General features: G+C 66.0%; 10 protein-coding genes and 1 pseudogene. 5 read left to right on the forward strand and 6 right to left on the reverse strand.

Translation table 11 applies throughout. The features are described 5' to 3' along the window. Positions 1-44 precede the first annotated feature (44 nt). A complete protein-coding gene (gene pdeR / locus FAZ69_RS02015) occupies positions 45-2,093 on the reverse strand; it encodes a cyclic di-GMP phosphodiesterase (RefSeq protein WP_136892256.1) in 2,049 nt (682 codons plus the stop codon). 222 nt (positions 2,094-2,315) lie between these two features. Between pdeR and FAZ69_RS02020 the strand changes: the two genes are divergently transcribed. Further along, positions 2,316-2,894: an NnrU family protein gene (locus FAZ69_RS02020; RefSeq protein ID WP_136892257.1), complete on the forward strand. Its 579-nt coding sequence runs from the start codon at positions 2,316-2,318 to the stop codon at positions 2,892-2,894. Between the two features lie 44 nt (positions 2,895-2,938). Here FAZ69_RS02020 and FAZ69_RS02025 read toward each other — a convergent pair. Continuing rightward, positions 2,939-3,361 (reverse strand): annotated as a pseudogene (locus tag FAZ69_RS02025) (EamA family transporter); the annotation flags it as partial. A gap of 16 nt (positions 3,362-3,377) precedes the next feature. Here FAZ69_RS02025 and FAZ69_RS02030 point away from each other — a divergent pair. The 3 genes from FAZ69_RS02030 (at position 3,378) to FAZ69_RS02040 (ending at position 6,479) form a co-directional block, all read left to right on the forward strand. Then, positions 3,378-3,581: a hypothetical protein gene (locus FAZ69_RS02030; protein WP_369407722.1), complete on the forward strand. Its 204-nt coding sequence runs from the start codon at positions 3,378-3,380 to the stop codon at positions 3,579-3,581. A gap of 224 nt (positions 3,582-3,805) precedes the next feature. Further along, entirely contained in the window at positions 3,806-5,998 is a 2,193-nt protein-coding gene (locus tag FAZ69_RS02035; protein WP_136892260.1) for an NHL repeat-containing protein, read from the forward strand. A gap of 46 nt (positions 5,999-6,044) precedes the next feature. Further along, positions 6,045-6,479, forward strand: coding sequence for a GNAT family N-acetyltransferase (locus FAZ69_RS02040; protein WP_136892261.1), 435 nt, complete (start codon positions 6,045-6,047; stop codon positions 6,477-6,479). On the opposite strand, the gene FAZ69_RS02045 is transcribed toward FAZ69_RS02040, so the two are convergent. From FAZ69_RS02045 to FAZ69_RS02055, 3 genes are all read right to left on the reverse strand, one after another. Next, on the reverse strand, positions 6,464-7,687 hold the full coding sequence (locus FAZ69_RS02045; RefSeq protein ID WP_136892262.1) for a winged helix-turn-helix domain-containing protein: 1,224 nt from the start codon (positions 7,685-7,687) through the stop codon (positions 6,464-6,466). The genes FAZ69_RS02040 and FAZ69_RS02045 overlap by 16 nt on opposite strands. 111 nt (positions 7,688-7,798) lie before the next feature. Next, a complete protein-coding gene (locus FAZ69_RS02050; protein ID WP_136892263.1) occupies positions 7,799-8,278 on the reverse strand; it encodes an OsmC family protein in 480 nt (159 codons plus the stop codon). 80 nt (positions 8,279-8,358) lie between these two features. Further along, the gene (locus tag FAZ69_RS02055; RefSeq protein WP_136892264.1) at positions 8,359-9,630 is read right to left on the reverse strand and encodes an MFS transporter; all 1,272 of its coding nucleotides are present in this window, start codon (positions 9,628-9,630) and stop codon (positions 8,359-8,361) included. A gap of 105 nt (positions 9,631-9,735) precedes the next feature. Here FAZ69_RS02055 and FAZ69_RS02060 point away from each other — a divergent pair, with 105 nt between their 5' ends. Continuing rightward, complete coding sequence (locus tag FAZ69_RS02060) at positions 9,736-10,656, forward strand: LysR substrate-binding domain-containing protein (RefSeq protein WP_136892265.1); 921 nt, start codon at positions 9,736-9,738, stop codon at positions 10,654-10,656. A 26-nt stretch (positions 10,657-10,682) separates the two neighbouring features. On the opposite strand, the gene FAZ69_RS02065 is transcribed toward FAZ69_RS02060, so the two are convergent. Beyond that, the gene (locus FAZ69_RS02065) at positions 10,683-11,468 is read right to left on the reverse strand and encodes a hypothetical protein (RefSeq protein ID WP_136892266.1); all 786 of its coding nucleotides are present in this window, start codon (positions 11,466-11,468) and stop codon (positions 10,683-10,685) included. Positions 11,469-12,383: the final 915 nt, after the last annotated feature.

The following is a 12,383-nucleotide window of genomic DNA, read 5'->3' on the forward strand; positions in this document are numbered from 1 at the left end:
ATCGAGCTGAGCTGAACGCTTCGAATCACCAACCGTGCGCGGACTCATGCGATCAGCCTGAGCCTGCGCCGGCCGGCGAGCCAGGCCTCGAACTCGGCGGCGGGCATCGGTTTTCCGTACAGGTAGCCCTGGACGCAATCGACGCCCGCCGCCTTCAAGAAGTCCTCCTCCGCCGGAGTCTCGACGCCTTCGGCAAGTACCTCAACGTTCAGTTCCTGCGCCACCGCGACCATCGAGCGCACCACCACCTGCGAGCGCGGATTGACGTCGATCGCGGTGATGAAGCTGCGATCGAGCTTGATGGCATCGAACGGAATGCGCGCGAGCTGCGAGAGCGACGAGTAGCCCGAGCCGAAATCGTCGAGATGGACCTCGGCGCCGAGCTTGCGGAATTCCTTGATGAGGCTGATCGCGGCCGCTTCGTTTTCGATCAGGCAGCTCTCGGTGAGCTCGATGTCGAGCGTGCAGCGGGCGAGCCGGGCCTTGCGCAGCGCCTCCTCGAAATGCGCGGTGATCGCCGTGTCGACCAATTGCCGCGGCGAGACGTTGACTGCGATCCGCAAATCGAGCCCTTGAGCCTGCCAGCGCGCCGCCTGCTCCGCCGCGTTATCCATTACCCAGCGTCCGAGCGGGGCGATCAGGCCGGATTCCTCCGCATACGGGATGAATTCGGCCGGCGCGATCTGGCCGCGCTCGGGCGAGTTCCAGCGCAGCAGGGCCTCGGCGCCGACGACAGCGCTCGTGCGCGTGCAGAGCCTCGGCTGGTAGTGAAGCACCAGCTCCTTTTCTTCGAGGCCTTTTCGCAAGTTCGTGTTGAGCCACACGTAATCGGCGACGCGCTTGTCCATGTCCGGCGAGAACACACGATAGGCGCGCTTGCCGGAGTCCTTGGCGACGTACATCGCGACGTCGGCGCTGCGGATCACGCTCTCGACGCTGTCGCCATGCCGCGGCGCGAGCGCGATGCCGATGGAGCTGCCGGTATGGACCTCGACGGCCCCGATGTCGAACGGCACGCACAGGCGCTCCTGGATACGCTGCGCGGTGGCTTCGAGCGCCGGGAGCGTGGCGGCGGGCGAGAGCACGATGAACTCGTCGCCGCCCAGGCGCGCCAGCGTGTCGCCGGGCGCGAGGCACCCCTTGACCGCCGACGAGACGTCGCGCAGCAACTGGTCGCCGAACGCGTGGCCGTAGTGATCGTTGACCTTCTTGAAGTTGTCGAGATCGAGAAACAGGATGCCCGTTTGGCCGTCGCCCGCCTCATCGATGGCGGCGCGGATCTTTTCGTGGATGGCGTGGCGATTGGGCAGCCCGGTGAGCGCGTCGGTGGTGGCGAGTTCCGTGAGGCGGGCCTGCGCGGAGCGCTCGTCGGTGATGTCGGCGCCCGAGCAGATCAGGAAGACTTCGTCGAGCCCGCCGCCGCTCTTGACGAACTTGTTGCGGAAGCGATAGAGGCGTGGCCCCTTGAGCGTCTTGACGTAGCGCTCGACTTCCGATGACTTGCCGTGCCTGAAGAAACTATCGATGTTCCCACTCGACGCGCCGTCGCCGGAGATGAACAGCGCCTGCGCGCTCTTGCCGACCACGTCCTCTTCCTTCATGCCGGTTGTTTCTTCGGCGAGGCGGTTGAAGCGCTGGATGATGCCGCGGCGATCGAGAATCACGACGACCGAGTTCACTTCGGCGAGCACCTGCTCGGCGAACGGCAGCCGGTGCGTGCGGTCGCGCGCGACGGCGCGGCTGTCGTCGTAAGGGGCGGCGGTGCCGGCCCACTCGGCCGGGCTCAGCTTCTTGCCGACGAGATCGAGCCGCAGCGGCTTGCCGTAGAAGCTGACGTCGACGGCGAGATGGGCGGTGACGCCCGTCAGCCGGCGGATGCGCTGAGCCTCTTCGCGCGGGAGCGCGACGGCGGCCGCAGCCGGCGCGGCGGGCGCATCGGCAAAGGCGGCGAGCTCGAGCGTGTTGCTGTCGCTCGTGAGGCGCCAGCGGGGACGGGTGGTGCCGAACAGGGTGTAAAGCGTCAACTGGTCGTCTTGCGATGATGTTTGTCGAGTCTTGTCGGTGTACTGACTATTTATGAGACTGAATGTCATGGCGAGCGGATTGCTTGTACGGAAGCGAAAGAGTGAAGCGGGCGCGCCCTAGGATACACGCGATAAATCGCCGATTAACCTATTTACCCTTTTAGTACGGACGCAAATCCACGGTGCGAATCCGTTGTCTTTATTTTCAGATTTTTCTGGTAAATCCCGTATTGGATCGATCGGCGGCTTGCGTACAATCGTGACGCGCAAAGACCAAACAAGGAGTTCGAGATGGGAATTCTGGTAATTGGGTTGTTGATTTTCCTGGGCGTGCATTCGATTCGAATCTTCGCCGATCCATGGCGCAGCGCGCTAATCGCGCGCCTCGGCGAGAGGCCGTGGAAGGGGTTGTATTCGATCGCCTCGATTGTCGGCTTCGTGCTGATCGTCTGGGGCTACGGAATCGCGCGGCGCGAGCCGGTCGTGGTCTGGGCGCCGCCGGCCGGTATCCAGCATCTGACGATCCTGCTCGTCGCGATTGCCTTCGTCCTGATTACCGCGGCCTATGTGCCGGGCAACCGGATCAAGCGCGCACTTGGGCATCCGATGGCCGCCGGTGTTGCGCTCTGGGCGTTCGGCCACTTGATCGCGAACGGCACGGCCAACGCCGAGCTGCTGTTCGCCGCGTTCCTGGTTTGGTCGGTTGCGAGCTTCCTCGCGGGACGCCGTCGCGATGCCGTTGCGGGCACGACCTACCCGGCAGGGACCGTTGGGCGCGATGTCAGGGTGGTGGTGGGCGGGCTCGTCGTTTGGGCTGTGTTCGGCCTGTTCCTGCACGGCTGGCTGATCGGCGTGCGCCCGATGGGATGACGTCGCATGGGCGGACGCGCTTGCTGTCCGCCCGCCCGCGATGGTTAGCGGCGTCCGCGCAGCGCGACGAACCCGACGCCCGCGATCGCCATCAGGCCGCCGCACAGCGTGGCGGGTCCGGGCCGCTCGCCGGTCAGCGCGGTCGGTAGCACGATCGATAGCACGATCGATAGCGCGGTCGCGACGGCCGGCGTCAGATACAGGAAGTTCGCTGCGCGCGCCGCGCCGAAGTAGCCGGGCGCGAAATACGCCGCGCAGCACATCGCCGCTCCCAGGATCAGGCTTGCCCCCGCGCCGAGCAAGAGCCCGCCGGGCTGCCCGAGCGCGATGACCGCCACCCCCGCCAGGCTGAACGCCGAGCCATACCAGCCCGAGCGGTTGAAGCGCTCGCGCAGGAACACCGTCGCGAAGATCGCTGTGAAGATCGGCAATGTCGACGTCGACGGCGGCGAGGCCGATCTGGCGATTCGCTATGGACACGGCATGTGGCAGAACGTCGAGGTCGAATCCTTCCTGGACGAAGCGCTGTATCCGGTCGCGAGCCTCGGCCTGGCGGAGAAGCTCAAGAATGCGTTGTCTGCGGCCGATATCCTCAACTATCCGCTATTGCACGACTCGGACGTGTCCGGCTGGCGCGCGTGCCGTTCGCCGATGCGTACCTGCGCCAAAGCAAGCTCGTGCGGGTGAGCGAGCATGCGGTAAAAAGTCCGCTGCGCTTTTATTTCGTCGGCACGCGCAAGGAAAAACGACCGAAAACGCGTCTACTGATCGCACGAATGATGGAGGCGTGCGAGAGGTCGATCTGATTTGCGGATCGTCGATGGCGGTCGGATTCGTTATCGTCAGACGAATTACTTATTCATCTGATAAAAGCGAATGGCTTCCCGTTGACGTGTTTCCGAGGATCGCTCATGAAATGGCTGCATCGAATTTCGTTGTCCGTGGCGGCGTTGTGCGCCGCCGTTTCACCAGGCGCTTCGGCGCAAACGCAGCCGACCTACGAAACCTCGTGGATCGGCAATAGCTTCGGCTTCGGCGACGGCAAGTGGGTGCAGCTCGACGTGGAGGCGATCAGCGTCGGCTCGGACGGCACCGTGTATACCAACGCGCCGTGGGACGAAAGCGGCAGCGAGGTCGGCGCCTACAAAGGCGGCAGCAAGGTCGCCGTGGCCGGCAATACGCACGGCTGGGGGAACGCCGGCGGCGACGCTGTGGCATCGAACGGCACGTACCTGTATGCGGGGATGTCGATCGGCAACGAGAGCAACGCGCTTGTGGGCAGCGACTATCCGCCCTCGAACACGACGTGGTACGGCATCACGCGCCGCCTGGTCAGCAATATCGCTACCGGAGCGCCGTTCGCGAGCGGTATCGGCAACAGCGCCAACGTCACCAAGAACAGCTTCCTGCGCGAGAACGCCGTGCCCACGGGAACGGACGCGAGCATCCGCGGACTCGCCGCGAGCGCCACCGAGCTTTACGTCGCGAACACTTACGCCAACCAGATCGAAGTCGACGATGCGAACACGATGCGCCGCCTGCGCTCGTGGGCCGTGCCGTCGCCGGGCCGCATCCTGATCGACACCGACGGCACGCTCTGGATCATCCAGGGGCTGCAGGGCGCGACGGGCCGCAGCATCGTCCACTATTCGACGGCCGGCGCGCTGATCGGCAGCGCGGTGTCGCTGCCTTCAGGGACGGTCCCCGTCGACCTGGCGATCTCGCCCTCGGGACAATTGCTCGTCGCGGACGGCGGAGCGTCGCAGCAGATCCTCCTCTACAACAAGACCGCTTCGGGGCAGACGTCGCTCGCTGGCCAGCTCGGCACGCGCAACGGCATCTTCCATGTGACCACCGGCGTGCCGGGCGACTGGCGCTTCAACGGCATCACCGGGATCGGCTTCGACGCATCCGGCAATCTCTACGTCGCGCAGAACGGCTTCGGCCCGCGCGCGTTCGGCTCGGTGTTCGACGGCGAGGGCACGGTGCTCGAAAGCTACGCATGGTCGTCGCAGGCGCTGAACTGGCGGCTCTATGGGCTGACGTTCGTCGACGGCGGATCGTTCGATCCGGCTGAACCCGCGAGCGTCTTCAGCGGATCGAAGCACTTCTCGCTCGACTACCGGCAAACGCAGCCGGGGCAGGAATGGAGCTATGCGGGGTTCACGCTCGACCGCTTCCAATATCCCGACGACCCGGCGCTCCACTTGCCCAAGGGCGTGCGCGGCGAGCCGATGGTGCGCCGCGTGAACGGCAGTCTGCTGCTCTACACGATCGACATGTACTCGCACTATCTGAGCATCTACCGCTTCAACGCGGCGGCTGAAGGGCAGGTCGCGATTCCTTCGGGCCTCTTCGCGGAGAATCCGATTCCGGGCAGCTGGCCCTCGGGGCAGCCTTCGTACGGCGAATGGATGTGGCGCGACGCCAACGGCGACGGCCACGTCGATGCCAGCGAGATCCAGGCCAACCCGTCTTCGGGCAACGCGCCGGAGGACGGTTTCTGGTGGGTCGACAGTCAGGGCAATATCTGGCTCGGCATGCTGGGCAGCGGGATTCGCGAGCTGCCGCTGCAAGGCTTCGATGCGTACGGCAATCCGGTCTATACCTATGCGAGCGCGAAGACGTATGCGATGCCGCAGCCGTTCTCGCGCGTGGCGCGCATCGTCTACGACGCATCGAGCGACGCGATGTACGTGTCCGGCTATACGAGCGCCTATCCGTACGACTCGTCGCATTGGAAAGCGGCGGGGCGCCTGCTCGTGCGCTACGACAACTGGAGCTCGGGCACGCCGCAGGCGCGCTACACGATCATGCTGCCGTGGAACGTGACAGCCGATCCGCAGCAGACGCCGGTGGGCGTCGCGGTCGCGGGGAACTACATTTTCGTCGCGGAGCTGTATACGGATCGCGTCGATGTCTACGACGTGCGCAACGGGCAGCAGGTCGGCTACATGAAGCCGGGGACGTCGGTGGGCGGCACGTCGGGCTGGGTCGACGTCTATCTCGGCATCAGCGCGGTCGAGCGCAGCACCGGCGAATATGTCGTGCTCGTCGAGGACGACGCGCGCGCCAAGATCCTGATGTATCGATGGACGCCTTGAGCGATACTGGCGCTCTTTTGTCACTGTCATGCGATGGGGGAGCGCCATGCTGGAACCGCGGTTGCAGTTCTCGACGGACAAGACCCGGCTCGATGTGCCGATGATCCACACGTTCCTGCGCGACGAGGCGCCGTGGGCGAAAGGGATTTCGCTCGAGGTCGTGCAAAGGGCGATCGAAGGTTCGCTGTGCTTCGGCGCTTATCTCGACGGCGCGCAGGTGGCCTTTGCGCGCCTCGTGACCGACCATGCGACGTTTGCCTACCTGTGCGACGTGTTCACGCTGCCCGAGTATCGCGGGCGCGGCTACGCGAAGGCGCTGATGGAGCATGTGTTCGCCGACGCGTCGCTGGCGCGCCTGCGACGCATCGTGCTCGTGACCTCGGATGCGCACGAGCTGTACCGGCCGGCGGGGTTCGCGGCTTTGACGCAGCCGGAGCGGTATATGGAGCTGCATCGGCCCGATGTCTATTCGGTTTCGTAAGGCCGCGCCAGGCCGGCCGCCAGTTCCGGCGGCGCCGAACCGACGGCGATCTGCGGCGTGCCGTGCCAATCGGCGCAGCGCTGCACGGCGCGCCGCAAATCCGCGACGAGCCCCGCGCCGATACGCACGCCGGGCTCAAGGTGAACCGACTTCAATTCGAACACGCCGCTCGCCCGATGCGCCTTCGCATCGACGCGGCCCACCAGTTTCCCGCGGCTCAGCACCGGCAGGCAGAAGTAGCCGAACTTGCGTTTTGCGGCGGGCGTGTAGCACTCGATCGCATAGTCGAAATCGAACAGCCCCGCGGCGCGCCTGCGATCCCAGACGACCGGATCGAACGGCGAGAGCAGCGTCGTGACGGTCGAGCGCAGGCGCGCGTTCGCGGCATCGTCGATCAGCGGCGCCAGATCGCTCGAGACGAACACATCTTCCTTCCAACCTTCCACGCGCACGGCCAGCAGTTCGCCGGCATCCGCGAGCGCATGCAGGTCCGCGGCGTACGAGCGCTTCGCGAGCCGGTAGTAATCCGCGATCCAGTCGGCGCGGACCACGCCGAGCGCGCGACAGGTTTTCGCCACCAGCGCCTGCTGCGTTGCCTCGAGAGGCGGCAGGTCGCGCGCATCGTCCCAATCGAGCAGCACGCGCTCGGCGAGATCGTAGACGCGCTGGAAGTTGCGCCGCTCGGACACCATCAGCTCCCCGAGCGTAAACAGCACTTCGAGGTGGCGCTTCTCCGGTTTCCAATCCCACCAGCCGTTGCCGCTTTCGCCGTCGGCGCGAGCGAAGTCGGCCGAGCGCACGGGGCCGTTGTCGCGGATGTGCGCGAGGAGGGCGTCGATATCGTCTTTGTGGCGCTCGTGCCAGTCGACCGAATACTTCCATCCCATCCCGCTCGGATCGAGCATCCGATGACGCAGCAGGCCGTAGTCCTCGATCGGCACGAAGCACGCTTCATGCGACCAGTATTCGAAGAGGCGTCCTTCGGCGAGATGCTCGTCGAGCCATTGCGGCTCGAATGCGCCGACGCGGCTGAACAGCACGAAGTAGGGGCTGCGGGCGACGACGTGGATGGTGTCGATTTGCAGCTGCGCCATGCGGCGGATCGCGGCCAGCACGTCGGCCTTGTCCGCCTTGCGGCGCGGCGGCGCGAGCAGGCCCTGGGCGGCGAGGTGCAGCGTGCGGGCGGCGGCGAGCGGGAGGGTTTTCACGGTTTGGGTTCGTCGAGGTCGCGTTTCCGGTGCCGATAGGATCAGAATCGCGGCGCGTTGCGCGCGCTCGCGTATGCAGCGAAACGGCGCGCTGATCGCCTGCCGTTCCGCTCAACCTTCGCGATACGTCCACGTCCCCGCGACGCCGATTTCGCTCTTCACCGACTTCGCCAGAAAGCATTCCTCATGCGCGCGGTGATGCAGATGCTCGACGGCCGCATCGTCGGGCCGCTTGGCACCGGAGAACGCAACGGCCGGCCGCAGCTCGACGCTCGCGATCCAGGGCTTGCCGTCGCTGCCGCGCTCCATGTGCCCGACCGCTTCGTCGACGTACCGGTCGACCACGTAGCCCGCGGTACGCGCGATGTCGAGAAACCACAGCATGTGGCAGCTCGACAGCGACGCGACATACGCCTCTTCAGGATCGACATTGGCCGGATTCGAAAGCGGCGCCTTCACCACGTCGGGCGAGCTCGACGCGGGAACGACCGTGCCGCCGTCGAACGACCAGTGGTGCGCGCGGCTGTACCGGTTGTCGGTGAAGAGCGCCCCGGAGCGGTCCCATTCGATCTTGACGCTGTGACTGGACATGGCATCTCCTTTTGATCGAGACGGCATTGTATCGAGATCGATCATGCTTGCCTCGCGCGTCTTTCGAATGACGGCACGAGCTACCTGTCACGCGCCGCCTTCGGAAACAGCGGATACGTCAGCAGCGCGGACAAACCCGCCACGGCCCACACGCCCGCCCACGAGCCGGCGGCTAGCAGATGCGGGATCGCGATCGGCGCGACGAAGAGCCCGCAGTAGACGACTGTGTTCGCCATCCCGAGCGCCGTGCCGGCGCGCCGCGGACCGGCCAGCGTCGCGAGCTCGGTATACGCGACGCCATGCCAGGCCGACACGCAGATCCCCGCCAAGGCGATCAGCGCCACGAGCAAGGCCGCGAACGTGCTGTGCAGGACCGCCACGGCTAGCGCCAGCACCGCAAACGAGGCCGTAGCGACGAGCGTCGAGCCGCGCAGGTACGAACGGCGGTTGCCGCGCCTGTCGGTGTAGCGGCCGCTCCAGACGCGCATCACCATCGCGCCGCCTTGCACGACCGCCATCGTTGCGCTGATCCCCCCGGCGTGCACACGGGCGAAGTCGTGCAGGAACACGGTCGCGAACGTCAGGATAGCGAACTGCGGCACGCACAGGATCCCGATGCCGAGCACGACACGCCAGATCTGGATATCGGCGAGCGGCCCGCGCTGCGCGGCGGCGTCCGCGCGCGTGGTCTCCGGTGACGCTGCCGCAGCCGGTGGCTCGTGCAGCCAGCGCCACGCAAAGCCTGCGGACAGGGCGACCATCGCGGCAAGCGCGCCGAACACGCCGCCAAAGCCCCACGACCCCGCGAGCCACGGCAGCAGCACCGCGCCGAGACCGCCGCCGAGCGGCACCGCGGTCTGGCGGATGCTCATCGCGAGACCGCGCTCGCCGTCCTTGAACCAGCTCATCACCGCGCGCCCGCTCGAGCCGTTCACGCTGCCGCCGAGCAGTCCCGTCACGCACATCGCCGCGATCATCAGCGGCAGCGCGGGCACGGACCCGCCCGCAGGCACGGCGAACAGCGTCATCATCAGCAGCATGAACGCGGTCGAGAGGAGGCCTGTCAGCAGCACCGGCCGGTCGCCGAAGCGGTCGGTCGCGAAGCCCCACGGCAACTCCGACAGCGCCAGTCCGAGTCCCATCGACCCCATCACGAGGCCGAGAGCGGCATTGCTCAAGTGGTAGTCGTGACGCATCCAGATGGCGGTCGTCGGAATGCCGGTCGCCGTGGCCGAGAAGCTCGCGTTGGCCGCCACGCCGACGCCGAGCACCTTCCATTTATGCAAGGCGCCGAGCGCCAACTTCGCCGATTTCGCCCGTCCGGCGGGATTGATCAGAGATCGGGTTTCCATGAGCGTCCCTTCTGGGTGGATTTGACGGACGCAGTTTGGCACCCTATATTCATCCTGAATATCAGAAATTTTTCGTCGCATCGTTCGATAAAACAGGATGATTGAATGAGTCAGGTGAACTTCGATTTGGTGAGCCTGCGCAGCTTCGTCACGGGCATGGACCTGGGCAGCTTCGCCAAGGCGGCCGGCAAAGTCGGGCGCTCCACGTCCGCGATCAGCGCGCAGATCAAGAAGCTCGAGGAGCAGGCGGGCATGCCGCTGTTTCGCAAGGCCGGCCGCGGGCTGGCGCTGACCGACGCGGGCGAGACCATGCTGCGCTACGCGCGGCGGCTGGTCGAGCTGAACGACGAGGCGTCGGCGGCGGTGCGCGGCACCGATCTCGAAGGATGGGTGCGGCTCGGCCTGCAGGAGGACTTCGGCGAGACGCTCTTGCCGGAGGTGCTCGGCTCGTTTGCGCGGGCGCATCCGAAGGTGCGCGTCGAGGCGCGTGTCGCGCGCAACGTCGATCTGATGGCGCGGCTCGATGCGAATGAGCTCGATCTTGCGCTGATCTGGGACAGCACGGCGGCATCGGCCTATTCGCGCCGCGCGGACGGGCGCGCCGATCGTGTCGCGCGGCCCGCGCTGCGCTGGATCGGCTCGAAGACGCTGAGCTGGCGCGTCGATTCGGGCGAGCCACTGCCGCTGATCGCTTTCGATGGACCTTGCGTGATGTACGACGCGGCGCGGGCCGCGCTCGATCGTGCGGGGATTCCCTGGCGCGTCGTGTTCACGAGCCCGAGCCTGGCGGGGTTGTGGGCGGCGGCGTCGGCGGGCCTTGGGTTGACCGTGCGCACGCTGTACGGCATGCCGTCGACGCTCATCGCCTTCGATGCGAAGGCGCACGGCTTGCCGCCGCTGCCCCAGTTTTCGCTGATGCTGCTGCGCGGGGCGTCCGCCGTGACGCCGCCGGTCGAACGGCTGGCGGAGCTGATGGTGGAGTCGGTGCGCAGCTTTGCGAATCCGCTCGATGGCGAAGCGGCGTAGTGAGGGGTGTGCTATCCGATGCTGCGCTACCGTTGCCGCCACGGTTCTCGCTGATGCCGCTGCACGGAGGCGAGCCGTTTGGTGCTCGACTGGACCGCCATTGCGATGACGGCCGCTTCGGCAAACGCTGCAGCGGGCGCTTGGCGCATCAGCGCGAATGAAAGCCAGAGACAGAACGCGGCGAACGAAAACCGTCCGAGCACCATGCCGCGCAAGAGCGAGATGACGAAGTCAGGCCCGTGGGCGCGCTGCGACGATACCGACAGCACGATGCCGAGCAACGGGAACACCGCCAAGAGCCCGCTCCACTTCGCGCCGAGCATTCCCGACAGCGACGTGACGAGCAGCGTGAGCGCGGCTCCGGCCAGCATGCGGCCGATCAGGTCGCTGCGCGTGAGCGGCGCGCCCGCCGCGACACTTCTCGCGCGCGGCAGGAACGATTGACCGAACAAGACCGCTACCAACGCGACTGCCGCAGCCCAGGCCGGAGAGGCGGGCAACAGCGACAACGCGCAAGCCGAAACGAACCATGCAAGCAGACCGGAGCACAAGGCGAGGGGCCATGCACGCGTGCGGCAGGTCCATGCATAGGCGAAGTTGAATGCTTCGGACGCGAGGATTGCCGACAGCGAGAGTATCGCGGCGTGCGCGCCGAATAGCGGGCCGTGCTGGAGGACGAGCAGATAAAGAATCGGACCTGCGACGACAGGCAAGCCTGCGAGCCATCCGGCAATGGATGGCCCCCACCACTTTCCGGACGACGAGACGATCAACAGGAATGCCGGGACAAGCGTGAGCTTGAGAGCGAGCATGGTGGCATGCAGGTGGGATTAAAGACAGATTTTATAACGTGAGCGGTGAGTTCCGATTCGGCATGCTCGTGTCGGAGCAGCACTGCCAGCGTTAACCCTCGCTGCGATAGGCGCGTGTGACGTGCCGCTGCTGCCGGACGCGACGGCGATGAGCACCTTGGCGCTCTCCGCCGCCAATGTTCGCTAGCGATCATCCCCGCCATTTATCTCCCTGCTTTCAAGTCCATTCATACCAATGCGTGGGGCTGCGCACGGTTCTCGCATCCGGGACCGCCTAACGTAACTTCACGCAATGGGGGGGCAGTCCGCGTGATTCACTAGCGCTGCCAGATGAAACGAGTATGGGTCGACGAGGATCCAGGCAAGATAATTAGGATTTCAAAATGAATAAATATAACCGGGGATATAGGGGGCGGGTGCCGTTGAAAATGCTGGCGGTGCTGACAGTCAGTCTGCATGTGGCGGCGGCATACGCCCAGCAAGACGGCGGTACGACGGCCTACGCGGTGCCGGATCACGGCGTAATGATGGAGAGCCAGGCACAGCAGTCGGAAGCGCCCTCGACCGGGCAGAGTGCGGCGAGTGATTGCCCGTTAACCGGGGCGACAGATTGCCCGCGCAGGGACGTTGACCTGTCGTTGACGGATGAGACCTCGAGCGGATATGGCGATGACGTTTCATCCGGCAGCGATGCTGGAGGTGCCGGAGTGGCCGGCTTCGCGGGCAGCGGTGGCGGCGGACGCGGCACGGGCTCGGGAAGTCCGGGCACGGCGACGACCGGCGGTGACGGGGGGCACGGGGGCAATGGTGGCGCCGGCGTCGGATCCGGTGGGCCGGGTGCGGCAGGCAACACCCCCGGGGGTTCGGGCAACGGAAACGCTGGGAGTACCGGAAGCACCGGAAGCAAAGGCTCGG

Source organism: Trinickia terrae (genome assembly GCF_005144415.1).
GTDB classification, from domain to species: Bacteria; Pseudomonadota; Gammaproteobacteria; order Burkholderiales; family Burkholderiaceae; genus Trinickia_A; species Trinickia_A terrae.